Annotated in this window: 25 protein-coding genes, 1 tRNA gene and 1 pseudogene; 12 read left to right on the top strand and 15 right to left on the bottom strand. The window is 71.3% G+C overall.

All coding sequences use genetic code 11. The features are described from left to right. Positions 1-150 precede the first annotated feature (150 nt). A complete protein-coding gene (locus tag ACQEXA_RS42550; RefSeq protein WP_432925922.1) occupies positions 151-1,122 on the top strand; it encodes a PAC2 family protein in 972 nt (323 codons plus the stop codon). A gap of 182 nt (positions 1,123-1,304) precedes the next feature. Here the strand turns inward: ACQEXA_RS42550 and mshC are convergent, their stop codons facing one another. The 4 genes from mshC to ACQEXA_RS42530 all read right to left on the bottom strand — a co-directional run bounded on the left by mshC (position 1,305) and on the right by ACQEXA_RS42530 (position 4,821). Further along, complete coding sequence (gene mshC / locus ACQEXA_RS42545; RefSeq protein WP_432925924.1) at positions 1,305-2,534, bottom strand: cysteine--1-D-myo-inosityl 2-amino-2-deoxy-alpha-D-glucopyranoside ligase; 1,230 nt, start codon at positions 2,532-2,534, stop codon at positions 1,305-1,307. Positions 2,535-2,653: 119 nt separating this feature from the next. Further along, on the bottom strand, positions 2,654-3,472 hold the full coding sequence (locus ACQEXA_RS42540; RefSeq protein WP_359389588.1) for an SCO1664 family protein: 819 nt from the start codon (positions 3,470-3,472) through the stop codon (positions 2,654-2,656). After that, positions 3,436-4,026, bottom strand: a complete 591-nt coding sequence (locus ACQEXA_RS42535) for a DUF3090 domain-containing protein (protein ID WP_359389585.1) — start codon at positions 4,024-4,026, stop codon at positions 3,436-3,438. The genes ACQEXA_RS42540 and ACQEXA_RS42535 overlap by 37 nt, the downstream gene beginning before the upstream one ends. 108 nt (positions 4,027-4,134) lie before the next feature. Next, positions 4,135-4,821, bottom strand: a complete 687-nt coding sequence (locus ACQEXA_RS42530) for a histidine phosphatase family protein (RefSeq protein WP_359389582.1) — start codon at positions 4,819-4,821, stop codon at positions 4,135-4,137. 167 nt (positions 4,822-4,988) lie between these two features. Here ACQEXA_RS42530 and corA point away from each other — a divergent pair, with 167 nt between their 5' ends. Continuing rightward, entirely contained in the window at positions 4,989-5,987 is a 999-nt protein-coding gene (corA, locus tag ACQEXA_RS42525) for a magnesium/cobalt transporter CorA (RefSeq protein WP_432925926.1), read from the top strand. A gap of 34 nt (positions 5,988-6,021) precedes the next feature. On the opposite strand, the gene ACQEXA_RS42520 is transcribed toward corA, so the two are convergent. Together ACQEXA_RS42520 and ACQEXA_RS42515 are read right to left on the bottom strand one after the other, a co-directional pair. After that, positions 6,022-6,810, bottom strand: coding sequence for a ferritin-like domain-containing protein (locus ACQEXA_RS42520; RefSeq protein WP_432925928.1), 789 nt, complete (start codon positions 6,808-6,810; stop codon positions 6,022-6,024). Positions 6,811-7,023: 213 nt separating this feature from the next. Further along, positions 7,024-8,079 carry an LLM class F420-dependent oxidoreductase gene (locus tag ACQEXA_RS42515; RefSeq protein ID WP_360994363.1) on the bottom strand — a complete coding sequence of 352 codons (1,056 nt, stop codon included), beginning with the start codon at positions 8,077-8,079 and terminating at the stop codon, positions 7,024-7,026. Positions 8,080-8,239: 160 nt separating this feature from the next. Between ACQEXA_RS42515 and ACQEXA_RS42510 the strand changes: the two genes are divergently transcribed. Then, complete coding sequence (locus ACQEXA_RS42510) at positions 8,240-9,223, top strand: aldo/keto reductase (RefSeq protein ID WP_432925930.1); 984 nt, start codon at positions 8,240-8,242, stop codon at positions 9,221-9,223. Next, positions 9,220-11,427, top strand: coding sequence for a helix-hairpin-helix domain-containing protein (locus tag ACQEXA_RS42505; RefSeq protein WP_432925932.1), 2,208 nt, complete (start codon positions 9,220-9,222; stop codon positions 11,425-11,427). The genes ACQEXA_RS42510 and ACQEXA_RS42505 overlap by 4 nt, the downstream gene beginning before the upstream one ends. Before the next feature lie 402 nt (positions 11,428-11,829). Here the strand turns inward: ACQEXA_RS42505 and ACQEXA_RS42500 are convergent, their stop codons facing one another. Then, a complete protein-coding gene (locus tag ACQEXA_RS42500; protein ID WP_432925934.1) occupies positions 11,830-12,519 on the bottom strand; it encodes a hypothetical protein in 690 nt (229 codons plus the stop codon). A gap of 47 nt (positions 12,520-12,566) precedes the next feature. Between ACQEXA_RS42500 and ACQEXA_RS42495 the strand changes: the two genes are divergently transcribed. Further along, a complete protein-coding gene (locus tag ACQEXA_RS42495; RefSeq protein ID WP_250077660.1) occupies positions 12,567-12,755 on the top strand; it encodes a DUF5703 family protein in 189 nt (62 codons plus the stop codon). 219 nt (positions 12,756-12,974) lie between these two features. Here ACQEXA_RS42495 and ACQEXA_RS42490 read toward each other — a convergent pair whose 3' ends face one another. The 3 genes from ACQEXA_RS42490 to ACQEXA_RS42480 form a co-directional block, all read right to left on the bottom strand. Continuing rightward, positions 12,975-13,709, bottom strand: a complete 735-nt coding sequence (locus ACQEXA_RS42490) for a chaplin (RefSeq protein WP_433132697.1) — start codon at positions 13,707-13,709, stop codon at positions 12,975-12,977. A 170-nt stretch (positions 13,710-13,879) separates the two neighbouring features. Beyond that, complete coding sequence (gene chpH / locus ACQEXA_RS42485) at positions 13,880-14,113, bottom strand: chaplin ChpH (protein ID WP_432925938.1); 234 nt, start codon at positions 14,111-14,113, stop codon at positions 13,880-13,882. Between the two features lie 190 nt (positions 14,114-14,303). Continuing rightward, the gene (locus ACQEXA_RS42480) at positions 14,304-15,671 is read right to left on the bottom strand and encodes a M20/M25/M40 family metallo-hydrolase (RefSeq protein WP_432925939.1); all 1,368 of its coding nucleotides are present in this window, start codon (positions 15,669-15,671) and stop codon (positions 14,304-14,306) included. A 146-nt stretch (positions 15,672-15,817) separates the two neighbouring features. On the opposite strand from ACQEXA_RS42480, the gene ACQEXA_RS42475 reads away from it, so the two are divergent. The 3 genes from ACQEXA_RS42475 (at position 15,818) to ACQEXA_RS42465 (ending at position 18,321) form a co-directional block, all read left to right on the top strand. Beyond that, positions 15,818-15,902, top strand: a tRNA-Leu gene (locus ACQEXA_RS42475). A gap of 83 nt (positions 15,903-15,985) precedes the next feature. After that, complete coding sequence (gene polX, locus ACQEXA_RS42470) at positions 15,986-17,713, top strand: DNA polymerase/3'-5' exonuclease PolX (RefSeq protein ID WP_432925941.1); 1,728 nt, start codon at positions 15,986-15,988, stop codon at positions 17,711-17,713. Between the two features lie 137 nt (positions 17,714-17,850). Continuing rightward, entirely contained in the window at positions 17,851-18,321 is a 471-nt protein-coding gene (locus tag ACQEXA_RS42465) for a DUF5709 domain-containing protein (RefSeq protein ID WP_432925942.1), read from the top strand. A 13-nt stretch (positions 18,322-18,334) separates the two neighbouring features. Here ACQEXA_RS42465 and ACQEXA_RS42460 read toward each other — a convergent pair whose 3' ends face one another. The 3 genes from ACQEXA_RS42460 to ACQEXA_RS42450 form a co-directional block, all read right to left on the bottom strand. Next, entirely contained in the window at positions 18,335-19,465 is a 1,131-nt protein-coding gene (locus tag ACQEXA_RS42460) for a CapA family protein (RefSeq protein ID WP_432925944.1), read from the bottom strand. 139 nt (positions 19,466-19,604) lie between these two features. Then, positions 19,605-20,906 carry a phosphoribosyltransferase family protein gene (locus ACQEXA_RS42455; RefSeq protein WP_432925945.1) on the bottom strand — a complete coding sequence of 434 codons (1,302 nt, stop codon included), beginning with the start codon at positions 20,904-20,906 and terminating at the stop codon, positions 19,605-19,607. A gap of 12 nt (positions 20,907-20,918) precedes the next feature. After that, on the bottom strand, positions 20,919-21,230 hold the full coding sequence (locus ACQEXA_RS42450; protein WP_432925947.1) for a dsRBD fold-containing protein: 312 nt from the start codon (positions 21,228-21,230) through the stop codon (positions 20,919-20,921). A gap of 135 nt (positions 21,231-21,365) precedes the next feature. Here ACQEXA_RS42450 and ACQEXA_RS42445 point away from each other — a divergent pair, with 135 nt between their 5' ends. Further along, positions 21,366-21,737, top strand: coding sequence for a YchJ family protein (locus ACQEXA_RS42445; RefSeq protein ID WP_359391746.1), 372 nt, complete (start codon positions 21,366-21,368; stop codon positions 21,735-21,737). Between the two features lie 19 nt (positions 21,738-21,756). On the opposite strand, the gene ACQEXA_RS42440 is transcribed toward ACQEXA_RS42445, so the two are convergent. After that, positions 21,757-22,458, bottom strand: coding sequence for a FadR/GntR family transcriptional regulator (locus ACQEXA_RS42440; RefSeq protein WP_359391745.1), 702 nt, complete (start codon positions 22,456-22,458; stop codon positions 21,757-21,759). A gap of 127 nt (positions 22,459-22,585) precedes the next feature. Here ACQEXA_RS42440 and ACQEXA_RS42435 point away from each other — a divergent pair, with 127 nt between their 5' ends. The 3 genes and pseudogenes from ACQEXA_RS42435 to ACQEXA_RS42425 all read left to right on the top strand — a co-directional run. Next, positions 22,586-23,110 carry a gluconokinase gene (locus ACQEXA_RS42435; RefSeq protein WP_359391744.1) on the top strand — a complete coding sequence of 175 codons (525 nt, stop codon included), beginning with the start codon at positions 22,586-22,588 and terminating at the stop codon, positions 23,108-23,110. A 118-nt stretch (positions 23,111-23,228) separates the two neighbouring features. Continuing rightward, entirely contained in the window at positions 23,229-24,626 is a 1,398-nt protein-coding gene (locus ACQEXA_RS42430) for a GntP family permease (protein ID WP_359391743.1), read from the top strand. 34 nt (positions 24,627-24,660) lie between these two features. Beyond that, positions 24,661-24,891: pseudogene (locus ACQEXA_RS42425) on the top strand (SDR family NAD(P)-dependent oxidoreductase); the annotation flags it as partial. Positions 24,892-25,140: 249 nt separating this feature from the next. Here the strand turns inward: ACQEXA_RS42425 and ACQEXA_RS42420 are convergent. After that, complete coding sequence (locus ACQEXA_RS42420; protein ID WP_432925950.1) at positions 25,141-25,935, bottom strand: COG4705 family protein; 795 nt, start codon at positions 25,933-25,935, stop codon at positions 25,141-25,143. Positions 25,936-26,004: the final 69 nt, after the last annotated feature.

Genomic DNA, 26,004 nt, shown 5'->3' with positions numbered 1-26,004 from the left:
CACCAGGCCCGGGATCGGCGATCATGGTGTTCGACGGCCCCCGACGGGGCAGTCATCCGTTCACTCCCCCGTGCAAGGGGGCTGCGGGCGCCCCCGCCGAACGCCGTAAGGTTGGGACGTACGTGAGGAGACGTCGGAAGGAGGCACTGGGTGATCGAGCTCGAGGGGGTTCCCGAGCTGATCGACCCGGTCATGGTGGCCGCGTTCGAGGGCTGGAACGATGCCGGCGACGCCGCCTCCACCGCGGTCGCGCATCTGGACAGGGAATGGAAGGGCGATGTGTTCGCGGCGCTGGACGCCGAGGACTACTACGACTTCCAGGTGAACCGCCCCACAGTGTTCATGGAGGCCGGTGTTCGCAAGATCACCTGGCCCACGACCCGACTCTCGGTGGTCCGTGTGGCCGGCGAGAAGCCGCGGGACCTGGTACTGGTCCGTGGCATCGAACCGTCGATGCGCTGGCGCTCGTTCTGCAACGAGCTGCTGGGCTTCGCCCATGAGCTGGGCGTGGAGCTGGTGGTGATCCTGGGCGCGCTGCTGGGCGACACCCCGCACACGCGTCCGGTCCCGATCAGCGGGACCACCTCCGATTCGGACCTGGCCCGCCGGATGGATCTGGAGGAGACCAAGTACGAGGGGCCGACGGGGATCGTGGGCGTGCTGCAGGAAGCGTGCACGCACGCGGGCGTCCCGGCCGTCTCGCTGTGGGCGGCGGTCCCGCACTATGTGTCGCAGCCGCCGAACCCGAAAGCCACGCTGGCCCTGCTCAACCGTCTGGAAGACCTGCTCGACCTGCGTATTCCGCTCGGCGAACTGCCGGAGGACGCCCGCGCCTGGCAGCTCGGCGTGGATCAGCTGGCCGCCGAGGACAGCGAGGTCGCCGAGTATGTGCAGACGCTCGAGGAGGCCCGGGACACGGCCGAGCTGCCGGAGGCGTCGGGTGAGGCGATCGCCCGCGAGTTCGAGCGGTATCTGCGCCGACGGGACGTCAGCCCGCCGGGCGGGCACGCCACGGACAGCGGCGAAACCGGTCCGTTCCGGCTGGACAACCCGGGCGGCCGGACGCGGCCGCCGAAGCCGCCGCGGCCGGGTGGCGAGGACGAGGACACCCAGGAGGACTGACAGGGCGGTGCGCACCGGCGCACCGCCCTGGTCCGTTCCGCATGACGGGCGGCTCGCCGCCGCCGGTCCCTCTCCTTGTCACGGGCGACGCCCGGTCCGCCGGTGAACCGGCCGGACGGACGCCGAGCGGCGCCGGGCGGGTACGTCCCGTCCCGGCGCCGGTCTGCCGTTGCCTCAGGGGCTCAGAGGGCCACGCCGAGCAGCGCGTCCACGGCACGTGAGACGACACCGGGCGCACCCGTGTCCGTACCGCCGCTCTGCTCCTGGAGCGCCGCCCAGCGGTCGACCGCGGCGAGCGCGGCCGGTGCGTCCAGGTCGTTCGCGAGGGCCTCGCGGATCTCGTCCACGAGCGCGTCGGCGGGCGGGCCGTCGGGCCGGGAGACGGCGGCGCGCCAGCGCTCCAGCCGCGCCTCGGCGTCCCGCAGCACCTGGTCGGTCCACTCCCAGTCGGACCGGTAGTGGTGCGCGAGCAGCGCGAGCCGGATCGCGGCCGGGTCGACGCCGTCGCGCCGCAGCCGGGACACGAAGACCAGGTTGCCCTTGGACTTCGACATCTTCTCGCCGTCCAGCGCCACCATGCCGGCGTGGACGTACGCCTTGGCCATCGGGTATTCGCCGGTCAGCACCTGCGCGTGTGAGGCACCCATCTCGTGGTGCGGGAAGGCGAGGTCGGAGCCGCCGCCCTGCACATCGAAGCCCATGCCCAGGTGGTCGAGGGCGATGGCCACGCACTCGATGTGCCAGCCGGGCCTGCCGGGACCCAGCGAGGCGCCGTCCCAACTGGGCTCGCCCTCGCGCGCGGCCATCCAGAGCATCGGGTCGAGCGGGTTCTTCTTGCCCGAGCGGTCCGGGTCGCCGCCGCGTTCCGCGGACAGCAGGCGCATCGCGGCGGCGTCCAGGTTGGACACCTTGCCGAAGTTGGGGTCGGACTCCACGGAGAAGTAGACGTCGCCTTCGAGTTCGTAGGCCGCTCCGGCGTCCCTGAGACGCTCGACGAGCGGCACGATCCCCGGTATCGCCTCCACGGCGCCTATGTAGTGCTTCGGGGAGAGCATGCGCAGGGCGGTCATGTCCTCGCGGAAGAGCGCCGTCTCCTGCTCGGCGAGGCCGACCCAGTCGACGCCGTCGCGCTGCGCCCGCTCGAGGAGGGGATCGTCGACATCGGTCACGTTCTGGACGTAATGGACCTGGCGCTTGGTGTCCAGCCACACGCGCTGCACGAGGTCGAACGCGTTGTAGGTCGCCGCGTGACCCATATGGGTCGCGTCGTACGGGGTGATGCCGCAGACGTAGATACGGGCGACGGGACCGGGGTCGAGGGTGACGAGGCCGCCGGTCGCGGTGTCGTGGATCCTCAGGTCGCGGCCCTGACCAGGCAGGGCGGGGACCTCGGGAGCGGGCCAGGCATGCATGTCATGAGCCTAACCGGCCCGAAGTTACGTATACGAACCGGACCGGGCCGGATGGCCGGGAAGGCGTCCTTGCGCGACACCCGAGAATGTGCAAGGCGGTGATCCGCACCGCCCTCGGCTCACACCGGCGGCCACGGGATCGCCGGCCACTCCCCGCTCGGCTCGGGATGCCTGCCCGACTCCAGCAGCGCCGTCACCCGTGCGCGCGTCGCCTGCACCTCTGCCCCGGTGAGCAGTTCGGAGAGCCTCACGGCCAGTGCCGCGCCCTCGTCGAGCGCGTCCTTCAGGCCCTTGAGCACCTCGACGGCCTCCCCCGTCAGCGACTCCCCTGCCCAGCCCCACAACAGGGTGCGCAGCTTGTTCTCGGTGTTGAATGTCACCCCGTGGTCGATGCCGTACAGACGCCCCTCGGCGGCCGGCAGCAGATGGCCGCCCTTGCGGTCGGCGTTGTTGATGACCGCGTCGAGCACGGCAAGGCGCCGCAGCCGCTCGTCGTCGGCGTGCACCAGCAGGGCCGTCCTGCCGTCACCGGCGTCCGCCAGGCCGATGGCTTTCCAGCCGTCCTCCGGCTCCTCGCCGTCCATCAGGGCGAGCAACTCGGCACCCGGCTGCCCGTCGATCCACAGCTGGCACATGCCCTGGCCGTACGGCCCGTCACGGAGCACGGTGGGCGGCACGAGCCCCCAGCCGGTCGCCTCGGACACCACGTACGCGGCGACCTCGCGCTCCGCCAGCGTGCCGTCCGGGAAGTCCCACAGGGGCTGCTCGCCGGCGATCGGCTTGTAGATGCAGGCGGCTTCGCGGCCGTCGTAGGAGACCGTGCAGTACAGGGCCGCGTTGGACGCGTCGCGGATCTGCCCGACCACGGTCAGCTCGCCCTCGGCGAGGAGTTCGGGCGTGGTCACGCTCCGCGGCGGTATCCGTTCTGGCGCGGACATACGTGTCCTTCCGGGTCGAGCGGGAGGCTGCACAGCGGGCAGGGTGGCCGCCCCGCGTTGACGACATCGAGGGCGCGCTTGGCGAAGGCCCTGGCCTGCGCGCCGGTGAGCCGGACCCGGAGCATCGGCGGGCCGTTCTCCTCGTCCTGGAGCAGTCGCTCCTCGGCCTCGGCGAGGTCCTCCTCGGATTCGGCGTCCAGCTCGACCAGGGCCTGGGCCTCGACGATCATGCGCTGTTCCTCGCCGTCCCAGGCCAGGGCCATGGTGCCGACGCGGAACTCCTCCTCGATGGGGGTCTCCAGCGGTGCCGTGTCCGAGACCTCCGTGGGAGCCATGGCGGGTACGGCCGCGCTGCCGCCACTGCGGCGCACGACCTCGTCGAGAAGCTCGTCCATGCGCTCGGCGAGCGCCGCGACCTGGGTCTTCTCCAGGGCCACGCTGGTCACCCGGGGTCCGGCCGAGGCCTGCAGGAAGAAGGTACGGCGCCCGGGCAGCCCGACCGTACCGGCCACGAAACGGTCCGGGGGGTCGTAGAGGAACACCTGACGGGACACGTCCTGTCTCCATTGGATCGGGATCGGGCCGGCTGACCGCGCCGGCCCGCTTCGTTTACTGACAACTACTGCGCTGGTGCGATCGCTTCACCCTACTGCGGCGGACGATCACGGTGCGCCCGCACCGCCTCCGACCGTGGCGTCCGACCCGGAGGCCTCCTCACGGGGCACGAGGGAGGTGAAATCGCCGGTGTCCCCGAGGCGAACGAGAAATGGCCTCAGACGGGTGTAACGGATCGCGGTGATGGAACACGGTTCCACGGAGATCCGCTGGAAGAGGTCGAGATGAAGCCCGAGTGCGTCCGCGACAAGCGATTTGATGATGTCCCCGTGCGAGCACATGAGGTACACGGCGTCGGGGCCGTGATCGCGCTCCACGCGCGCGTTCCACTCCCGGACCGCCTCCGCGGCCCGGGCCTGCATGGCCCGCATCGACTCGCCGCCGGGGAACGCGGCCGCCGAGGGATGCGCCTGCACGACCTCCATCAGCGGCTCGTCCTTCAACTCGGCGAGCTTGCGGCCGGACCAGTCGCCGTAGTGGCACTCCCCGATCCGGTCCTCGGTGTGCGCGCGCAGTCCGGGGCGGGCGTCGAGCAGTGGCCGGACGGTCTCCTGGCAGCGCTGCAGGGGGCTCGTGACGACCTCCGCGACCGGAAGTTCGGCGAGCCGCCCGGGCAGGGCCGCGGCCTGCGCGGCGCCCCGCTCGTCCAGGGCGACGCCGGGTGTCCAGCCGGCGAGGAGTCCAGAGGTGTTGGCGGTGGAGCGTCCGTGCCGGACGAGGATCAACGTGGGCATGACGCCCAGCCTAAAGGGAGGCCTCACGAACCGGACCGGCCGCGGTGCCGGCCCCGGGGTGCGAGGCAGGGGCGCGTCGGGGGCACGGCACCGCCGGGTTTCCCGAGGCGGGTGGGCCAAGAGACATCGGCATGCGGCGGCAACGACCGGACGGGAGAATACGCTCTGTGATCATCGACTGCGCCATCTACCGTGACGGACGGCGGATCGGGGGCCCCGAAGACCTCTCCGACGCCCTGGCCGAGGCGCGCGCCTGTACTGACGCCTTCTTGTGGATCGGTCTGTACGAACCGACGGAGAAAGAGTTCGACCTGGTCACCGAGGAGTTCGGACTGCATCCGCTGGCGGTCGAGGACGCGTTGACGGCACACCAGCGGCCGAAGCTCGAGGTGTACGACGACTCGCTGTTCGTGGTGCTCAAGCCGGTGGCGTACGAGCCCCGCAGCGACACCGTCTCCACGGGTGAGCTGATGGTCTTCCTGGGCGACGCCTTCGTGGTGACCGTGCGCCACGGCGATCCCGTGCCGCTCGGCTCGGTGCGGCGGCACCTGGAGGAGCAGCCCGACATGCTGCGGCACGGACCGACGGGCGTCCTCTACTCGATCGCGGACTCGGTCGTCGACCACTACCTGGACGTCGCGACCGAACTGCAGACCGACCTGGAGGAGCTGGAGACGGGGGTGTTCTCACCGGTCGGCGGCGGGTCGCGGCACACGGCCTCGCGGATCTACGCCTTCAAACGGCAGATCGTGGAGTTCCGGCGGGCGACGGTCCCGCTGGCGCCGCCGCTGGCCCGGCTGGCGGGGCAGAGCACCCATGGTGCGACGGTGCCGTTCGTGCAGGAGAAGTCGCGGCCCTTCTTCCGTGACGTCCTGGACCACTTGACGCGGGTGAACGAGTCGGTGGAGGCCCTTGACCGGCTCGTCTCCGACGTCCTCGCCGCGCATCTGGCGCAGATGAGCGTCCGGCAGAACGACGACATGCGGAAGATCTCGGCGTGGGCGGCGATGGCCGCGGTCCCCACCATGATCGCGGGGATCTACGGAATGAACTTCGAACACATGCCGGAACTGCACTGGATCTGGTCGTACCCGACGGTGATCCTGGTGATGGGAGGGTTCGAGGTCCTGCTGTACCGGCTGTTCAAACGGCGGGGCTGGATGTGACGCGGGCCCGCCCCACGCGCGCGTGGCGGGCCGCTCAGGCGAACTCGGGCGCGGGGGCGGCGGGCTCGCCGAGCGGGTCCCGTCGCTCGGGCATCCGAAGGCTCACCATGCGCCTCCAGCCGCCGAGCCGCTCGTAGGCGTACATCGCCTGGACGGCGGCCGTGAGCAGCGCCGACCTGGCCGGGGACCAGCCGAGGATGCGCCCCATGTGGGCCATGACGGCGAGGCTGACGTCCCGGTGGACGCGGATCTCGGCGAGCGCGCACTCCCGCAGCGTCCGCCGGATGAAGGGGCCGTGTCCGGCGGCCTCGAAGCGCAGCAGTTCCACGTGGGAGTACGCGAGATGATTGTCCTCGTCGCGCGCGATCACGCGGACGGCTCTGCCGATGTCGGGGTCGTCCGAGAAGTGCCTGCGCAGCAACGCCATCTGTTCCGCGGCACGCTGCTCGGTGACCCTGCTGTGCGCCAGATAGGTGATGACGTCCGGGACGCCGAGCGGCTCGTCGGCCTTGAGCTTCTCGTGCGCGAGGCCGATGCCCCGCCGTTCCAGCAGCATCGTGTAGTCGGTCTCCGCGGGCACCGGCATGGGTGTCAGACCGCGCTTGCGCAGCAGCGCGCCGAAGATCCGCGCGTGCTTGTCCTCGTCCCTGCCGTGGCGGGCGATCTTGGGGGCGAGTCCCCGCTCGCTCGCCGGTACGAGTGTGGCGATGCGCCCGTTCTCCCAGCCGCCCTGTGCCTCCCCGCTGGCCGCGATGGAGCAGAACAGCCGGAAGGACTCGTCATCGTCGAGGATCTCCTGGAACAGACTCTTGGCCGAAAGCATCGCGCGCACCTCTCTGCAGGACTCCGCAAAGAACGAGTCAAATGCGGTCGTGAGGGTGCTGCAACAGCTGTGCGGGGCGACTCGGCCGAACGGAGCACGGCCCGGCTCGGGCCGGTGCCGTAACCGTGTGGGGCTCAGCGCGTTGTTCCGGGTGACGGCCGTGGCGGGGAAGACCCCCGAGCCCCCACCACGGCCGCTGAGACGTCCGCCCCGCTACGCGAGCCCGGCCCGCTCCAAGGCCTCGGACCCGGCCCGCAGCGAGGCGATCCGCTCCTCGAGGGCGAAGCCCGCGGGCGCCAGGGTGAGGGTGGTGACGCCGGCTTCGGCGTAGGCCTTCATCCGGTCGGCGATGCGGTCCACGGAGCCCAGCAGGGTGGTCCGGTCGATCAGCTCGTGCGGGACCGCGGCCGCGGCACCCTGCTTGTCGCCGGACAGGTACTTGTCCTGGATCTCGGCGGCCGCCTGCTCGTAGCCCATGCGCTGGGCGAGCTGGTTGTAGAAGTTCTGCTTGCGGCTGCCCATGCCCCCGACGTACAGGGCAGTGTAGGGACGGAAGGTGTCGGCGAGCGCGTCCACGTCCTTGTCGTCGCCGACCGCGAGCGGGAGCGTGGGGCAGATGTCGAAGCCCTCGAGGGTCTTGCCGGCCTTCTCGCGCCCGGCGCGCAGGTGCTTGACCGCGGTCTCCTCGAGGTGGTCGGCCGAGGGGAAGATGAGCAGGGCCCCGTCGGCGATCTCGCCGGTCTGCTCCAGGTTCTTCGGGCCGATGGCGGCGATGTAGAGCGGGATGTGCTCGCGCTGGGGGTGCACGGTCAGCTTGATCGGCTTGCCGGGGCCGCCGGGCAGCGGGAGGGTCCAGTGCTCGCCCTCGTACGACAGCCGCTCGCGTGTCATCGCCTTCCGTACGATCTCCACGTACTCCCGGGTGCGGGAGAGTGGCTTGTCGAACTTGACTCCGTACCAGCCCTCGGAGACCTGCGGTCCCGAGACGCCGAGGCCGAGGCGGAAGCGGCCGCCGGAGAGCGAGTCGAGGGTGGCGGCGGTCATCGCGGTCATCGCCGGCTGGCGGGCCGGGATCTGGAAGATCGCCGAACCGACGTCGATGCGCTCGGTCTGGGCGGCTACCCAGGTGAGCACGGTGGCCGCGTCGGAGCCGTAGGCCTCCGCGGCCCAGCACACCGCGTAGCCGAGCCGGTCGGCCTCCTGGGCCACGGCGAGATTGTCGGCGTCCATTCCGGCGCCCCAGTAGCCGAGGTTGATCCCGAGCTGCATGCCCGATTCCCCTTACCGATCAGTAACGTCCCTTGGGGGCAGACCTTAGCGCGGTGTCCGCCCCGGAAGGCAGACCGACTCATCACTCGCCGGGAAGCAGGGGAAATCGGTTGTCCACAGGCCCCCCACGGGCCGAGTTCAGGCCGTAATCTCGGCGTTCATGGAGCAGAGGCATCTCGGCCGTACCGGCCTTCGTGTGTCCCGGATCGGACTCGGCACCCTGACGTGGGGACGCGACACGGACGAGCACGACGCCGCGGAGCAGTTGAAGGTGTTCTGGGAGGCCGGCGGCACCCTCGTCGACACGGCGGACGTGTACGGCGACGGGGAGGCCGAGTATCTGCTCGGGCAACTCATGGACGGGCTCGTGCCACGCCGCGACCTGATCATCTCCACCAAGGCGGGCAGCGTGCCGGACCCCGACCGCCGCTTCGACGGCTCGCGCGGCCATCTGCTCGCCGCGCTGGACGCCTCGCTCGCCCGTCTGGGCACGGACTACGTCGACCTGTGGCACATCCACGCCTTCGATCCCGACACCCCGCTGGAGGAGACGCTGCAGGCGCTCGACCTGGCGGTCAGCAGCGGGCGCGCACGGTACGCGGGCGTGTCCAACTTCTGCGGCTGGCAGCTGGCGAAGGCGGCGACATGGCAGCTCACGGTGCCGGGCATACGCACCCGCATCGCCAGCACCCAGATGGAGTACTCCCTGCTGCAGCGCGGCGTGGAACGCGAGGTGCTGCCGGCCGCACTGGACCTCGGGGTCGGGCTACTGCCGTCCTCTCCCCTGGGCCGGGGTGTACTCACCGGCAAGTACCGGCAGTCGACGCCGGCCGACTCACGCGGGGCCTCCGAACACATGGCGCCCTTCGTCGCGCCCTACCTGGACGACACGGCGAGCAGCATCGTCGACGCGGTGCAGACGGCCGCCGACGGACTGTCCGCGACGCCGCTCCAGGTGGCGCTGACCTGGGTCCGCGACCGGCCGGGTGTCGTCGCGCCGATCGTGGGCGCGCGCAACGCACAGCAGCTCACGGCCGCGTTGTCAGTGGAGGCGCTTAGCCTTCCCGACGAGATCTGCCGGGCGCTGGATGATGTGTCGGCCCCGGTGCACCGCTATCCCGATCACGACTGGAGCACGCTGTGAGCACGGACCCGGAGACCACGGAGTCGGCCCCCCGGCCGCAGAAGCAGGAGGACGGGGCCGTGACCGGGGCGGACGGTGCCGAGGAGCCGGCGGCGGCCGCCGGGCAGGGCGAGGGCCGGGCCGAGGGGTCGTCCTCCGGCGCCGAGGACGACGCCACTGCGACCGGGCGGTCGGAGGCCGAGGCGGAACTGGCCGCCCAGCGGATCGAGCGGGAGCGGATCGAGCGGCGCAAGGCGGAGAAGCACGGCCCTGTCGAGGCCGGTGCAAAGCTCAGCGGGCAGGCCGCCGACCTGCTCGCGGCCGTGCGGGCGGTGGAGCGCGGAGAGCAGCCGTTGTCGAGCGCCTTCGCCGAGCCGGCCCCCTCCCCACGCCGGCCCGCCTCGGAACCCGCGCGCCCCAGCCGGCCTGTCGCACCGCCAGCCTCCCCGGCGGCCCCCGCGACGGAGACCGTCGCGGCGGCCGGCGCCGTCCTGAGCGAGGGAGGCGCCCCCGGGACACTGGCGCCCCAGGTCGCGGAGGCCCTCGGCGAGGGCGCGGACGCCCACCTGCGTGCGGACCCCTGGCAGTTGCTGCGGGTCGCCGGGGTGCGCCCCGAGCAGGCCGACGGCTTCGCCCGCGCGCTGCTCGGTGCCGAGTGCCGCCCGGACGACGAGCGACGGACCCGCGCGGTCACGGTCTGGCTGCTGGAGCAGGCGGCCCTGGCCGGGCACACCGCACTGGAGGTCGCGGCCCTCGAGATCGCGCTCGCCCAGAGCTCGGTGCCGGACCCCGACGCGGCCGTGCAGAGCACGATCGCCGAGGGCGAGGCCCTTGTGTTCCAGGACGCCCTGGAGACGTCCGCGGCCGGCGGCGCGCAGGACGGAGAAGAGGAAGAGGACGCCGAACGCCCGGTCCGTGTGCTGATCGGCCTGGAGCGGTACGCGCTCGCGGAGGAGAGCCTGGCCGACGGACTCGCCCGGCTGATCAACTCCGCGCCGAAGGAGGACGGTTCGGCCGAGGAGTGGGAGCAGGCGGCCGGGACCGCTCGCGGCTCCACGGGTGAGCTGATCCGCGCGGTGGCCGGTCATGGCCTGGTGCTGCACACCGGCGGCACGGCCTCGCACATCGAGTCGGCCACACTGTTGTCCGAGGCGCGCAGACTCGGGGTGCGGGCCTGGGGCGCCACCCACAGCCCGGCCGGTCGCGATCTGTTCGCCGCTGTGCTCGCGCGGCTCGACCAGCCGGACGCCGGCGCGCCGGAGCCGGATCCGGCGCTCGCCACGGTGGCCGGTCTGCTGTCCGGTGCCGAGGGACCGGGCCGGGACGCGGACGGCGCGCTGGACCTCGATCTGCTCATCGTGCTGGACGCACCCCAGCTGGACGTCGAGACGGCCGCGCTGCTCACCGAGTCACTGCCCGACGGGGCCCGCCTGGTGCTGAGCGGTGACCCGGGAGTGCTGTGGTCGGCCGGTCCGGGCCGGGTGTTCGCCGATCTCCTGGCCGCCCGGGTGTGCCCGCAGATCGCCTCGCGGACCCCCGACCCCGGCCCGCTCGGCGAGCTGGTGTCCGCGATCGGCATCGGCGAGCTCCCGCAGATCGACGCGCCCGGCAAGGAGGTCGTGATCGTGCCGGTGCGGGACGCCGGTGAGGCGGTGCACCGTACCGTCCAGCTGGTCGCGGACTCCGTGCCGCGGGCGATCGGCGTGCCGTCGGAGGAGACCCAGGTGATCACACCGGGCCACGGCGGGGCGGTGGGGACCCGCGCGCTCAACGCGGCACTCAAGGAGCGGTTCAATCCGGGTCCCGGCCGCTTCGGGGGCTTCGACCCCGGCGACCGGATCGCCTACTCCCCCGCACCGGGCCGTACGCTGCCGGGCCGCGTCGTGACGGCCGACGCCGAGGGACTGCACCTGGACTGCGAGGGCGTCCCCGTCGTCGTACCGAAGGAGCGGGTGGAGCAGGCGGTACGGCACGGCTGGGCGCTGACCGCACACCAGGCGGTGGGGCTGCGGTGGCCCGCGGTGGTCGTGGTGCTGCCCAAGGACGCCGTACAGGCACTCAGCCGGCCCTGGGTGTACACGGCGTTCGGGCGGGCTGTCCGCCATCTGTCCGTCGTCCACGGGGCGGAGCAGGCACTTCCCCGCGCCGTGGCCGAGGTCCCGGCCAAGCCGCGCACAACCCGCCTGACCCCACTGCTGCGGGCCCAGATCCCTACGGCGGGCTGAGCACGGGCGCTGCGGCGACGGGATCGGCGCGGGCGCTGTGGATACGGGCTGACCGCGGCTGCTGCCGCAGCGGCCCCGGCGCGGCCGTCGCGGCGTTGCCTCGCGCGACCGGCGGCTGTGCTCCGTGGCTTGGCGCGCGCCGGGGAGGGATCACGGCGGTAGGAGGCCGACGTGTGTCGTGTCGGCCTCCGGTTCTACGTGGCACGGCCGGCCAACGCCGTGCCTCCGGTCTGCCTGATACGGCTGGCCGACGTCGCGCCTCCGGGCTACCGCCGACCGCGGTGGCACCGCCGCCCGGCACCGCGCCCCCGCCGACAAGGTGCTCCTCCGACCGGCGCCGCCCCTCCGGCCCGCAAGCGCCCCCACCGGGCCGCGACGTCCCGCGGCCCGGTCGGGTCCGCGCTAGCGCTCCGCGTCCAGCGGTTCCAGGTCCTCGTCGTCGTCCAGCTCGCGGTCGAGTTCGAGCTCCTCCTCGAGGTCGTCGTCCGACTCCTCGTCGAAGACCGAGCTGACGTCGAAGCGGCAGACGACCCTCTGCGGATCGACCTGCTCGAAGGGGGTCTCCAGCCACTCCCCCGCCTCCGCGGGTTCGTCCGCGGCCAGCACCCACAGCGTGGAGTCGCCCTCCTCCAGGCCGAACTCCTTGTGCCGTGAGGCGATCTCGTCCGGTTCGTACTCGCCGAACAGGACGCCGAGGGCGCCATGGACGGTGCGGGCGGAGGACTCGGGCCCGCTCGCCGCGTCCGCGTCCTCCACGCGCTGTGCCTGGGCCAGCAGCCGCTGCGGTTCCGCCACCGAGTAGTCCCGGCGGATCAGCACGCTCAGCGCGTTCGGCTCCTCGGGGCCCGTGTACGGCGGCAGCGCGTCCTCCGCACCGGGGATCTCGAATGGCGTGACCTCGTCATAACGGTCATACAGCAGTTCGTCGTACTCCTCGGCCGCCGCGGCCAGCTCGTTGAACGCCTCGTAGACGGCCGGGTCGTCCTCACCCGTCCTGCGTTCGACCGCGGCCAGGTGGCGATCGAGCGCGGTCTTGACCGCCTCGGCGGCGGCGCGTACCTCGGCAGCGGTGGGCTGCGCAGCATCAGACATAGTGCAGACGCTATCCGTACCGGGCCCCAGCCCGCACAATAGATGCGATGCCGGAATACGAATTTGTCGACGTGTACGTACCGCGCGGGGTCTCGCGCAAGGATGCCACGCGTCTGCTGACGGACCATGCCGAGTACGGGCACTGGGAATTGGACCGCCTGAGCCTGCTGCGCGACGGCAGCCGCAGGGTAAGGCTGCGTCGGCGGATCATCCGCCAGGCGCGGGCCACGTGGTGAGCGGAGGCAGCTGAAACGGAGCGGGCCCCGCGGATGCGGGGCCCGCTGCGTTGCACGGACCGCCGGGGAGGATGGGTGCGATCCGTGGTGTGCGGCTTCGGCGGGTCGTGGCCCGCCCAGGCGGCGCGCCCGGTGTCGATCGCCCGGACCGCGCCGTGCGACGGCATCGCGGGCGTGCCCAGCACGCTCGGCACGCCCGAGATGCACGTGGCGCCGGTCTTACATGCCGGCGCACGCCCGGCGGTAGAGCAGCGCGCCGCCGAGCAGCGCGCCCGCGCCGAGGGGAGCCAGCACACCGAGCGGGAGGTCGCTACCGGTGTGGGCGAGCTGCGCGGTACCGCCGGTCTGCGTACCGGGGTGGCTGACGTGCCTGCCGCCGCCCGGCTGCTGCGGTGTGCCGGGCTGGGTGGGCGTGGCGGGAGGGGTGGTGGTGCCGCCGCCCGGAGGCGTCGTGCCGCCGCCGGGAGGAGTCGTCCCCTCACAGCCGCAGGGCGGCAGCGTGCCGTGGCCGGGCGGGGTGGCCCTGTGACCGCCGCCCGTGTGGGCGCAGCCGTTCCCGGCGGCCGGGTTGCCGAGGCCGCCCACGTTCACGGTGTTGCCGCAGACGTTCACCGGGACGTCCACCGGGGCCTGCACCGTGTTGCCGGAGCCGACACCGGGCGAGCCGCTGGTGCGCCCGCTCGCGTGGGAGCCACCGGTGTGGCCGCTGCCGCCCGTGTTGGCGCAGGCGTTGCCGGCCGCCGGGTTGAGGAGCCCGATCACGTTCACGGTGTTGCCGCAGACGTTGACCGGAATGTGCACCGGCGCCTGCACGGTGTTGCCCGACAGCAGGCCGGGCGAGTCGCTGGCCGATCCGTGCGCTCCCGAGTCGGCGTGCGCGTAACCGCCGGTGACGGCGAGGAGGCCGGTCGCCGCGGCCACGGTCATCAGGCCCTTGCGGGTGACCTGTCGCATTGCTGATTCCCTGTCTTCGACCTAGTCATGGACCTTGTGGAACGCGGCCGCGCGGCTGCAGGGCGCGGACGCGGAGGAACCGGCCGGCCCCGGAGCGCATGGCAGGCACTCCGGGGCCGACGGGCTCAGCCCCTCACGGGGTGAGACCCCTCATGGGGTGGGGCACAACGTCACTTGTTGACGCAGGTGTTGCCGAAGGCGGGGTTCAGCAGCCCGATCACCGAGATCGTGTTGCCGCAGACGTTCACCGGGACGTGCACCGGGACCTGGACGACATTGCCCGACAGAACGCCCGGGGAGTGCGCGGCGGCACCCTGGGCACCCGAGTCGGCGACGGCCAGACCCGCACCCGCGAGAACCAGACCACCGGTGGCAGCCGCAGCAGCGACGACCTTCTTGATCATTATTCCTCCTTGTTGGCAAACGCGATCCAAGCCTCGGACCACACCACGAGTAACGAGGAGGGAGTAATAGAGCTACGAGCTTATGGTCGCATTCACCCGTCCCGGTCGGCGTCCGTACGCACGGGCGAATAGTGCAGTCTCGTTTCAGCACGCAAACCGGGACGGAATCAAGGCAGTTGGGCAGTCTCCTTCAGGACGCGTCGATGAATCGGTCGAGGACCCGCACACCGAACTTCAGCGCGTCCACCGGGACCCGCTCGTCGACGCCGTGGAACATGCCCGCGAAGTCCAGCTCGGGCGGCAGCTTCAGCGGCGCGAAGCCGAAACAGCGAATGCCGAGATCGGCGAAGGACTTGGCGTCGGTGCCGGCCGAGAGCATGTACGGCACGGCGCGGGCGATGGGGTCCTCGGCCGACAGCGCGGTCTGCATGGCGTCGACCAGCGCGCCGTCGAACGTGGTCTCCAGGGCCTTGTCCGTGTGCACGTCCTCGCGCCTGACCCGCGGGCCGAGGATGCGGTCGAGGTCGGCGAGGAACTCCTCCTCGTAGCCCGGCAGATAACGCCCGTCGACATGCGCGGTGGCCTGGCCGGGGATCACGTTGACCTTGTAGCCGGCGCCCAGCTGGGTCGGGTTGGCGGTGTTCTGCAGCGAGGCGCCGATCAGCTTGGCGATCCCACCGAGCTTGGCGAGCGTGTCGTCCATGTTCTCGGGGTCGAGTTCGGTGCCGAGCGCGTCGCCGAGTTCGTCGAGGAAGTGCCGCAGCGTCTTGGTCACGCGCACCGGGAACGAGTACCGGCCGAGGCGCCCGACGGCCTCGGACAGCTCCGTGATGGCGTTGTCCTTGTGGATCATCGAACCGTGGCCGGCGGTGCCGTCCACGGTGAGCTTCATCCAGTGCATGCCCTTCTGCGCGGTCTCCACGAGGTAGAGCCGCAGCTTCTCGTTGACCGTGAAGGAGAACCCGCCGACCTCGCCGATCGCCTCGGTGACGCCCTCGAAGAGACCGGGGTGCTTGTCCACGAGGTACCGGGCGCCGTAGGTCCCGCCGGCCTCCTCGTCGGCGAGGAAGGCGAGGACGATGTCCCGCGGCGGCTTGCGCCCGCTGCGCAGCCGGTCGCGCACGACCGCCAGCGTCATGGCGTCCATGTCCTTCATGTCGACCGCGCCGCGTCCCCATACGCACCCGTCGGCGATCTCGCCGGAGAACGGATCGTGCGTCCAGTCCACCGCGTTGGCCGGTACCACGTCGGTGTGGCCGTGGATCAGCAGCGCGGGCCGCGAGCGGTCCTCTCCCTCGATGCGGGCCACCGTGGAGGCACGGCCCGGGTGTGACTCGAAGATCTGCGGTTCGAGGCCCACCTCGGCGAGCTTCTCGGCCACGTACTCCGCCGCCCTGCGCTCGCCGGGGCCGTCGTGGTCGCCGTAGTTGCTGGTGTCGATCCGGATCAGCTCACGGCAGAGGTCCACGACCTCGTCCTCGCCTGTGACGCTCCTGGCCGTGTCCGTGTCGGTCACGCTGCTTCCTCCCACTTCACAGCTGCTGGTGGTCCCCCACATCCTCTCTCCGACCCCCGCCGCACCCCAAGGCGGCGGGAGGTCCGTCACACCCCGTTCACGACGGAACGGGGTGTGATCGAACGCCCCCGAAAGCCTGGTAATGTTTCCTTCGTCGCCGCGGGCGGGGCCCGCACGACAGACACTTTGTCCGGGTGGCGGAATGGCAGACGCGCTAGCTTGAGGTGCTAGTGCCCTTTATCGGGCGTGGGGGTTCAAGTCCCCCCTCGGACACACATGGCGAAGGGCGCCGATCTGGCTCAGGTCGGCGCCCTTCGCGTTTGGCCGGCGCCCGGCCGGTTCCTAGACTCTGAAGTGTGGCCCGGCCCAACGAAGAGGTCGAGGCGCTCCTTCAGGAGTACGCGGACCTCATCTCGATCACGGGAGGCGACGCCTTCAAGGTGCGCGCCTACGAGAAGGCCGCGCGGGCGATCGGCGGCCACCCTGCGGACATCTCCCGGCTGGACCCCGGCGCGCTGCGGGACATTCCGAACGTGGGCCGGTCGATCGCCGAGAAGGTGGCCGAATACCTGCGCACGGGCACCATGGCGGTGGTCGAGGAGCGCCGGGCGCGGATCCCCGCCGGGGTGCGGGAGCTGATCACCATCCCCACGCTGGGCCCGAAGAAGGCGCTGAGACTCTACGCGGACCTGCACATCTCCTCGGTGAACGAGCTGGCCGCCGCGATCGACGCGGATGCACTGCGAGACCTCAAGGGCTTCGGCGAGAAGACGCAGGAGAACATCCTGCACGGCATCTCCCTGATGCAGCAGGCGGGCGGCCGCATCCCGCTGCATCTGGCCCTGGAGACGGCCGAGGAGATCGTCGCGGAGCTCTCCGCCGTGACCGGCTGCAAGCGCTGCGCGTACGCGGGGTCCCTGCGCCGTATGAAGGAGACCATCGGCGACATCGACGTCCTCGTCGCGGCCGGGCGGTCCGCGCCGTTCATGGACGCGCTCGCCGGGCTGCCGTCCACCGCCGAGGTGATCGCGCACGGCTCGAAGAAGACATCGGTCCGCACCACCAAGGGCGTCCAGGTGGACCTGCGGGTGCTGCCGCCGGACTCGTGGGGCGCCGGGCAGCAGTACTTCACCGGGTCCAAGGCGCACAACATCCGCACCCGGACCATCGCCGTGCGCCAGGGTCTGAAGCTCTCCGAATACGGCCTGTTCGAGGTGGACAGCGGACGGTCGGTCGCCTCCCGCTCCGAGGAGGAGGTGTACGCCCGGCTGGGCCTGCCCTGGATACCGCCCACGCTTCGTGAGGACCGGGGCGAGATCGAGGCGGCACTGCGCGGCGAGTTGCCGGACCTCGTGACCGAGCGGAGCATCCGGGGCGATCTGCACACCCACACCGATCTCACCGACGGTCTCGCGCCGCTGGAGGAGATGGTGGCGGCAGCCGCCGAACGCGGTTACGCGTACTACGCGATCACCGACCACGCGCCCAATCTGTACATGCAGCGGATGACGGACGAGAAGATGCTCGCCCAGCGGGAGCAGGTGCGGGCACTGGACGGCACCCGCCGCCGGATGCGGCTGCTGCACGGTACCGAGCTCAACATCGGCCCCGAGGGAGATCTGGACTGGCCCGACGAGTTCCTCGCCGGCATCGACGTCTGCGTCGCCTCCCTGCACTCCCACTTCGACCTGGGCCGCAAGGAGATGACCCGCAGGCTGATACGGGCCTGCGAGAACCCGTATGTCAACGTCCTCGGCCACCCGACCACCCGGCTGATCGGCAAACGGTCCGGGGTGGACGCCGACTGGGACGAGGTGTTCGCCGTCTGCGCCCGCACCGGAACCGCACTGGAGATCAACGCGCAACCGGACCGCCTGGACCTGTGCGACGAGGACATCCTGCGCGCGCGGGAACTGGGCGCGAAGTTCGCCGTGAACTCCGACGCCCACTCCGTTCTGCACCTCGGCCTCCTGCGCTACGGCGTCGGCACCGCGCAGCGCGGCTGGCTCACGCCCGACGATGTGATCAACACCTGGCCGCTGCGCAGCCTTCGCCGGTTCCTGCGCAAGGGCAGGGCGAGTTGACGGCGGGACCTGGCGGCGACCGCCGAGGCCGGAGGCACAGGTGCGCGTTTGCTGTACGGCAGACCGGAGACCCGACAGGAGTCGCGGTACTCGTGGGACGCAATGTGTGAGGCGGTGTGGAAGTGACGGAGTACAGCATGGGTGACGAGGTCTACCAGCCGCAGGACGACGAGGACGTGGTGGCGGACAGCGGCCTGCTCGACTCCGCGGACACCCTGGACGACCGCGGTGTGGAGCCCATGGAGGAGGGCTTCTCCCCGCCCGAGAAGCCTCTGGCGGTGAACCAGCGGGGTACCACGGCCGCCGAGCAGCGGCGGAGCGAGACGCTGGACGAGCGGCTGGCCCGGGAAGTGCCCGATGCGCCGGGTCAACAGGGCGACGGGGTCGAGGACATGGCCGACGGTGCGGGGGAAGCGTGGGGCGAGGGGGCCGGCGGCCGCGATGCCGGACGGCTCGTCGCGCCGGACGAGGGTGCCCGTTCCGGTTCCGGTCCGGGCCTTGTCGGACAGGACGCCGGGATCGACGGCGGTGCCCGGACGGCGGAGGAGGCCGCCGTGCACATCGTCGACGAGGACGACGTGCCGGGCGGCGACGCGGCACAACTGTGACGGGCGGTCACCGTCACCCGGGACGCTCCGCGGGTGGGAGACGGAGTGTCAGCGTGCCGTCGTGGTCACGGTCGACGTGGGTGCCGAATTCCCGGCCGCACCGGTCGAGGACGGCGCGCAGCCACTCGGTGTCCTCGGCCGAGGCGTGCTCCAGCCGCAATCTGCGGGCCTGGAGCGGCACCAGCCGGACACCGTCCAGCCGGCCGGTGTCCGGCTCCACCGACACCAGGTACAGCAGCCGGAGGTCGTCGCGGTACCGCTCGTAGCCGCCGATGCCCTCGTAGTCGTCCACGAGGTCGCCGCAGCCGTACAGGACGAGTCGGCCCCGGTACACCTCAAGTGGCCGCGGATGGTGGGAGGAGTGCCCGTGCACGATGTCCACGCCCGCGTCGACGAGCGTGTGGGCGAAGCGCACCTCGGTGCGGGAGACGCCGTATCCCCAGTTGGAGCCCCAGTGGATGGAGGCGACCGCGATGTCGCCCGGGCGCTTCAGCTGCCGCAGACGGTCGGCGAGCGCGGCGGCGACCGCGACAGAGGGGCCCTCGGCGAACTCCACACCGGACCGGTCGCCGGTGGCGGCCCAGTCGTAAGGGACGCCGCTGGACGCCATCCCGAGGGAGATCACGAGCACGCGCCCGCCGGTGCCCAGGGGGACGACCGCCGGCCGCCCGGCCGCAGCCGCGTCCCGGCCGGCTCCCGCCGTGCGCAGGCCCGCCCCCGCCAGGGAGTCGAGCGTCTCGTCCAGGCCGCGCCTGCCGAAATCGAGCACATGGTTGTTGGCCAGCACGCAGACGTCCGGGCGGGCCGCCGCCAGACACGGCAGGTTGGCCGGGTGCATGCGGTAGTGGACGCCCTTGCCGGGCGCGAACTCCCCGTCCTGGGTCACCGAGGTCTCCAGGTTCAGTACCCGCACGTCGGGCGCGGCGGCCTCCAGGACCGGCAGCGCCTCGCCCCAGGGCCAGGGGAACCCGACCGGCCGCGGGATCGGCCCGTTGGCCGCCTCGGCCAGCTCGACGTAGGCCCGGGCGTCATGGATGTACGACTCCCGCAGCGCCGGGTCCCCGGGGTGCGGGAGGATCTGATCGACGCCCCGGCCGAGCATCACGTCACCGGCGAGGAACAGGGTGACCGGGCCCTCGTGCACGCTCCCACGCTATGGCGCTCGCGGTCACCGTGCGAGGGACCGGCCTCCCTGGTCCCCGGTACACGTGTGAGGGTGACCAGGCCGACGCACCTCCCCGCCATGGCGCTCACGGTCGCCGTGCGAGAGACCGTGCTCCCCGCTACACGTGCGCGGGTGCCATGTGGTCGGTGAACCAGTCGCGGGCCAGGTCGGTCACCGCCTCCAGCGCGCCGGGCTCCTCGAACAGGTGCGTGGCACCGGGAACCACCGCGAGCCGGTTCTCGCAGTGCAACCGGGCCTGTGCCTGCCGGTTGAGGTCCAGCACCGTCGGGTCGGCACCCCCGACGACCAGCAGGGTGGCGGCCGTCACCTCGGGCAGCCGCGGCCCGGCGAGATCGGGCCGGCCGCCTCGGGAGACGACCGCCGCGATGCGCGCACCGGGCTCGGCTGCGGCCCACAGCGCGGCGGCCGCACCGGTGCTGGCGCCGAAGTAGCCGATGGCGAGCCCCTCGGCCGGGGGCCGTCCGCGCAGCCAGGTGGTGGTGTCGGCCAGCCGGCCGGCGAGCAGGCCGGTGTCGAACACATTGGCCCGGTCCTGCTCCTCCTCCTCGGTGAGCAGGTCGAACAGCAGCGTGCCGAGCCCGGCCCGGTTCAGTCCGGCGGCGACGAACCGGTTGCGGGGGCTGTGCCGGCTGCTGCCGCTGCCGTGCGCGAAGACCACGATTCCGGTCGCGTCCTCGGGTACGGTCAGCCGGCCCCGCAGCCGGACGGCTCCGGCCTCGGCCTCGACCTCCTGGTCGAAGGGCCCGGCACCGTGCGTCTGGGGCCGGCTCTGCGTCCGCTCGAGGCAGGCGGCGACCTCCTCGTCCTCGACCTGGGCGAAGTCGACATAGAACTGGCCGACCGCGAAGAAGTCCCGTGGTGTCTCCAGGGCGACCAGTTCGTCGGCCTCACCGCCCAGCCGCTCGATCCAGTCCTGCGGCGCGACGGGCACCGCCAGTACGATCCGCCCGGCTCCGCGGGCGCGGGCGATCCGGCAGGCGGCCCGCGCGGTCGAGCCGGTGGCCACGCCGTCGTCGATCACGACGACCGTCCGGCCCTCGATGCCGACGGGCGCACGCCCACCCCGGTAGCGGCTCCCCCGCCGTTCCAGCACCTCGCGTTCGTCCTCCTCGACCTCCGCCAGTTCCGCGCGCGTCACGCGCGCCTCCCGTACCACCGCGTCATTGATCACCCGCACTCCGTCCTCGCCGATCGCGCCCATCCCCAGTTCGGGCTGGAAGGGCACGCCCAGCTTCCGGACCAGGCAGACGTCGAGCGGTGCGCCCAGTGCCTCGGCGACCACGGCGGCAACGGGAACTCCGCCCCTGGGCAGTCCCAGGACCACAGTGTCCTCGCCTCTGAGGTGCCGTAGGCGTTCGCCCAGCCGCCGGCCGGCTTCGAGACGATCCATGAAGACCACGATGCAGCCTCCTCACTCCCGTGGGCTCCAGAGCGGAGCGGGCGGGGCCTCGTCCGGCGCCCCGGCCGCGGTGATGTCACCCGCGGCGGCACGGAGCAGCTGCCGGCCCAACGAGATCAGGGCCCGCCCGGCGGCGAGTTCGTCGCCGATCTCGGGCACTGCCGAGTCGAACGGGTTCCGGTGGGCTTCGGCATGGCTTTCCAGCACGCTGTCACCGGTGTCCAGGACGATCCTGGCCGTGGTGGCGGGGTCGTGTTCGGACAGGTAGAGGTGCAGCCTCCACTCCTTGGCGGACGGTGGCCGAATGCCGGCGGCTCGTGTCATCTTCCGTCCTCCTCACGCGGTGCGAGGCGACGCGGCAGGGGTGCGCGGCTCTCTTCCCCTCCACTGTGACTCCGATGGACGCCTGCCGCATGGTGCCCGCGGGGGCATCTTTCGGGGGCGGGCACAATGGCGGGCATGACCACGCGTTCCTGCCCGTGCGGGCTGCCCGAGGCGTACGAGAAGTGCTGCGGCCGGTTCCACGCGGGTGCCGCCGCGCCGACCGCGGAGGCGCTGATGCGGTCGCGGTACAGCGCCTTCGTGCAGCGGGACGCGGGCTATCTGCTGCGGACCTGGCATCCGCGCACCCGTCCGGCGCGGCTCGACCTCGATCCCGGGATGCGCTGGACCGGGCTCGAGGTCCTGGAGACGACGGACGGCACCGCGTTCCACTCCGCGGGGACCGTGACCTTCCGCGCCTCCTACCGTGGCGGCACTCTGCACGAGCGCAGCAGGTTCGAGCGGGTCGACGGCGCCTGGGCCTACGTCGACGGGGACTTCCTCGACTGACGCGGACGAGGACCTGTCGCTAGGGCGCCAGGATGTCCAGTTCGTGCAGGGCGCCGACCGTGATCTCGCGGGTCAGCTGCTCCGCGCGGTCGGCGTCGCCCTCCCGCACCGCCTCGGCGAGCTGGACGTGCAGGGTGACCGCGGCCGGGTCCGGGTCTTCGAACATGACGTCGTGGTGGGTGCGCCCGGACAGGACCTCGGCGACGACATCGCCGAGGCGGGCGAACATCTCGTTGCCCGACGCGCGCAGGATCACGCGGTGGAAGGCCACGTCGTGGAACAGATAGGCCTTCAGCCGGTGGCCGCGTGAGTTGGCGACCATGCCCAGGGCGCACTCGGTGAGTTCGGCGCACTGCTCGGCGGTGGCGTTGCGCGCGGCAAGACCCGCGGCGACCGGCTCGATCGCCGAACGCAGCACGGTCAGTGAGCGCAGCTGCCGCGGACGGTCGGCGCCGGCCAGCCGCCACCGGATGACCTGGGGATCGTAGACGTTCCACTCGGACTCGGGACGGACCGTGACGCCCACCCGGCGGCGGGACTCCACCAGGTGCATCGACTCCAGGACGCGCACCGCTTCGCGCATCACCGAGCGTGACACCTCGAAGTGCTGGGCGAGTTCGTCGGTGCGCAGGACACTGCCCGCAGGGTACTCACCCGCGGTGATCGCGGGGCCGAGGGTGTCGAGTACGCGGCCGTGGAGCCCCCGGCCCGGTGTGGTCATGAAGTCAGAGTACGAGGCGGGCTCGACGAAGAAAAAGTCAGACTTATATGTCACAGACTCTTGAATTCGTCGTACCTAATCGGTTTCAGTGACGTCGACACCAGTCGACGAAGACAGCGAGGAAGCGATGAGTACCCCCCACGTCGTCGTGATCATGGGCGTCGCGGGCACGGGCAAGACCACGATCGGCCCCCTGCTCGCGGCCCGGCTCGGCGTTCCGTACGCCGAGGGCGACGACTTCCACCCCCCGGCCAACATCGCCAAGATGTCGGCCGGAATCCCGCTCGATGACGCCGACCGCTGGCCCTGGCTGGACGCCATCGGTGCCTGGGCGCACGAGCGGGCGGGGTTCGGCGGGGTGGTCAGCAGCTCGGCGCTGAAGCGGGCGTACCGCGACCGGCTGCGGGCCGCGGCTCCCGGCGTCGTCTTCGTGCACCTCACGGGCGACCGCTCGCTCATCGAGGACCGGATGGCGCACCGGCAGGGGCACTTCATGCCCACCGCACTGCTGGACTCCCAGTTCGCCACGCTCCAGCCGTTGGAGCCGGACGAGGCAGGGGTCGCGGTGAGCGTCTCGGGAAGCCCCGAGGAGATCACCGACCGCGCCGTGAACGCCCTGCAGGAACTCGAGCGGTCCTCCACCGCTCAGTAGTTCCGCCCCCGCAGTACCCCCGGCCCCGCAGCCGGCCGGCCCTCCCAGGACGGCCCGCGGTGCCGAGGCCCCCCTCACCCGAAACCGAGAGTTCCTCTCCTTACCCAAGGGACCCCCCGTGACCAGACTCAGCGTCGAGATGCTGGCAGCGGACACCGTCGAGCCGATCACGTCGGCGGGCCACGCTCAACTGGGCATCGCGGCGGCGGCGGGCATCGCCGTCATCGTCCTGCTCATCACCCAGTTCAAACTCCACGCCTTCCTTGCCCTGACCATCGGCTCGCTCGCGCTCGGCGCGTTCGCCGGGGCGCCGCTCGACAAGGCGATCACCAGCTTCACCACCGGCCTCGGCTCGACCGTCGCAGGCGTGGGCGTCCTCATCGCCCTGGGCGCGATCCTCGGCAAGCTGCTCGCCGACTCGGGCGGCGCGGACCAGATCGTCGACACGATCCTCGCCAAGGCGAAGGGGCGTGCCATGCCGTGGGCGATGGTGCTGATCGCCTCGGTGATCGGTCTGCCGCTGTTCTTCGAGGTCGGCATCGTGCTGCTGATCCCGGTCGTGCTGATGGTCGCCAAGCGCGGCAACTACTCGCTGATGCGCATCGGTATCCCGGCGCTCGCCGGTCTGTCCGTGATGCACGGCCTGATCCCGCCGCACCCCGGCCCGCTGGTCGCCATCGACGCCGTCAAGGCCAACCTCGGCGTGACGCTGGCGCTCGGTGTGCTGGTGGCCATCCCCACGGTGATCATCGCGGGCCCGCTGTTCTCGAAGGTCGCCGCCCGCTGGGTGGACGTCCCGGTCCCGGAGCGCATGATCCAGCCGCGTCCCTCCGAGGAACTGGAGACGCGCCCCGGCTTCGGCGCCACGCTGGCCACGGTGCTGCTGCCGGTCGTCCTGATGCTGTCCAAGGCACTGGTCGACATCGTCGTCGACGACCCGGCGAAGATGGTGCAGCGTGTCTTCGACGTGATCGGCTCTCCGCTGATCGCCCTGCTCGCGGCGGTCGTCGTCGGCATCTTCACGCTGGGCCGCCCGGCCGGGTTCAGCAAGGAGCGGATCTCGCACACCGTCGAGAAGGGGCTCATGCCCATCGCGGGCATCCTGCTCATCGTCGGTGCTGGCGGCGGCTTCAAGCAGACGCTGATCGACTGCGGCGTGGGCCAGATGATCCTGGACATATCGAAGGACTGGTCGATCCCCGCGCTGCTGCTGGCCTGGCTGATCGCGGTGGCGATCCGTCTGGCGACGGGTTCGGCGACGGTGGCGACCGTGTCCGCCGCCGGTCTGGTCGCGCCGCTCGCGGCCGATATGTCGACCACCCACGCCGCCCTGCTGGTGCTGGCGATCGGCGCCGGCTCCCTCTTCTTCAGCCATGTCAACGACGCCGGTTTCTGGCTGGTGAAGGAGTACTTCGGACTGAGCGTCGGACAGACCATCAAGACCTGGTCCGTCATGGAGACGATCATCTCGGTGGTCGCGGGCGCCCTGGTCCTGCTGTTGTCCCTGGTGATCTAGGAGTACGGCGACGACGGCTCACCCACTCTTCGACATCAGCGGCCGCACGGCCCTGGTCACCGGCTCCAGCCGGGGCATCGGACCGGCACTCGCCCGCGGTCTGCCGGAGGCCGGCTGCACGGTGGTCCTCAACGGACGCGATGCCGACCGCCTCACCAAGGTGGCGGCGGAGCTTTCCGGGGACGTGCACACCGCCGCGTTCGATGTGACCGACGGCCCCTCGGTCGCCGCCGGGGTCGCGGACGTCGAGGAGCGGGTGGGCCCGCCGCCCGCGTGGTGCGGCAGTGACGCGCACCCTTGTCATCCCCGCTTTGGCGGCACCTACCGCTTCGGCCGGCCCACACGCCTACCGAGCCTGTTGGTGAGGGGAGGGGTGCGCCCACGGTCGTTCACCTGCGTTCATGGGTGCACGAGTGCCGGGGCGGTCTCTGCCGATGAACCCGCCTGTACGGCAGCGGACGCAGCTGAGTGCCGTTGAGGGTCGTACTGGCTGCAGTGAGTGCTTTGAGAGCCGCTATTCGACACTGACGGTTGCTGAGGTTGCTGTACCTCGCTGCTGTACAGCCGTGGTTGTCCTAGTGAGTTGCTGGTAGCCCACGAGCGCTACGAGCACGGCGAGCAGAGCTCCTGACGTGATGGTCGTTCCTACTCCCATTCCCCCCTGTGCGACAGGCTTTTCGACGGCGTTCTCCGCGACAGCACCAAGGGGCCGGGTCAGCACATAGGCCGACCAGAACAGCACTGTGCCGGAGATCGGGGTGCAGTAATGCGCGGCGAGGATCAGCAACATCGTCCCAGACAGCAGGAGAGCGCTGTCACGGAAGCCGATGCCCAGACCATCCGAGAGAAAGTCACCGCTGGAGGTGCCCAGCGTGTTGGACACCAAGGTCGCGGTCCAATACAGGACCTCGCCCTTGGTTGTGGCGATCCGTTCCACGTCCATGGTTTGCCCGGTCGCTCGCCACCCGATCAGCACGACCACCAGCAGGGTGGTCAGCACGGCTGCGCCGCCGGCGTAGCCCAGCCCGGCAGTGCGGTTCATGAAGTCCGACATGGCGGTGCCCACGATGCTGGTCGTCAGGATCACCGACCAGAACACCGCTGGCTGGAACCGGTCGCTCTTCAACTGCATTGCCAGGGTGAGCGCGAAGGCCACCAGGAAGATGAGTGCGCTGGTGGCGTAGCCGAGATGCAGGGGCGTCATCGACACAAAGTTCGATACCGACTCCCCCAGCGTGGTTGCCACGATCTTGATCGTCCAGAAGAGCACGCCGACCATCGGCAACTTGCTTACAGGGACCTTACTCACCGAGGCTCCTATCCACAGCCGGCTTCACGTGCTGATCATGCGGATCCCACGGCGACCGGAGGTGACAGA

The organism is Streptomyces sp. CA-106110 (genome assembly GCF_050936285.1).
In the GTDB taxonomy this organism is placed as follows: Bacteria; Actinomycetota; Actinomycetes; order Streptomycetales; family Streptomycetaceae; genus Streptomyces.
The sequence above is the reverse complement of the archived record's forward strand: the minus strand, read 5'-3'. Positions and strand labels throughout refer to the sequence as shown.

Bases quoted from the DNA above. Each gene is read 5' to 3' on its own strand.
- ACQEXA_RS42435 (WP_359391744.1), top strand. From the start codon at position 22,586: ATGAGTACCCCCCACGTCGTCGTGATCATGGGCGTCGCGGGCACGGGC.
- ACQEXA_RS42500 (WP_432925934.1), bottom strand. From the start codon at position 12,519: ATGTCTGATGCTGCGCAGCCCACCGCTGCCGAGGTACGCGCCGCCGCC.
- ACQEXA_RS42515 (WP_360994363.1), bottom strand. From the start codon at position 8,079: ATGCAGCTCGGGATCAACCTCGGCTACTGGGGCGCCGGAATGGACGCC.
- ACQEXA_RS42490 (WP_433132697.1), bottom strand. From the start codon at position 13,709: ATGCGACAGGTCACCCGCAAGGGCCTGATGACCGTGGCCGCGGCGACC.
- ACQEXA_RS42480 (WP_432925939.1), bottom strand. From the start codon at position 15,671: ATGTGGGGGACCACCAGCAGCTGTGAAGTGGGAGGAAGCAGCGTGACC.
- mshC (WP_432925924.1), bottom strand. From the start codon at position 2,534: ATGCATGCCTGGCCCGCTCCCGAGGTCCCCGCCCTGCCTGGTCAGGGC.
- chpH (WP_432925938.1), bottom strand. From the start codon at position 14,113: ATGATCAAGAAGGTCGTCGCTGCTGCGGCTGCCACCGGTGGTCTGGTT.
- ACQEXA_RS42450 (WP_432925947.1), bottom strand. From the start codon at position 21,230: ATGACACGAGCCGCCGGCATTCGGCCACCGTCCGCCAAGGAGTGGAGG.
- ACQEXA_RS42530 (WP_359389582.1), bottom strand. From the start codon at position 4,821: ATGCCCACGTTGATCCTCGTCCGGCACGGACGCTCCACCGCCAACACC.
- ACQEXA_RS42495 (WP_250077660.1), top strand. From the start codon at position 12,567: ATGCCGGAATACGAATTTGTCGACGTGTACGTACCGCGCGGGGTCTCG.
- ACQEXA_RS42445 (WP_359391746.1), top strand. From the start codon at position 21,366: ATGACCACGCGTTCCTGCCCGTGCGGGCTGCCCGAGGCGTACGAGAAG.
- ACQEXA_RS42465 (WP_432925942.1), top strand. From the start codon at position 17,851: ATGGGTGACGAGGTCTACCAGCCGCAGGACGACGAGGACGTGGTGGCG.
- ACQEXA_RS42520 (WP_432925928.1), bottom strand. From the start codon at position 6,810: ATGCTTTCGGCCAAGAGTCTGTTCCAGGAGATCCTCGACGATGACGAG.
- ACQEXA_RS42540 (WP_359389588.1), bottom strand. From the start codon at position 3,472: ATGTCCGCGCCAGAACGGATACCGCCGCGGAGCGTGACCACGCCCGAA.
- ACQEXA_RS42510 (WP_432925930.1), top strand. From the start codon at position 8,240: ATGGAGCAGAGGCATCTCGGCCGTACCGGCCTTCGTGTGTCCCGGATC.
- ACQEXA_RS42440 (WP_359391745.1), bottom strand. From the start codon at position 22,458: ATGACCACACCGGGCCGGGGGCTCCACGGCCGCGTACTCGACACCCTC.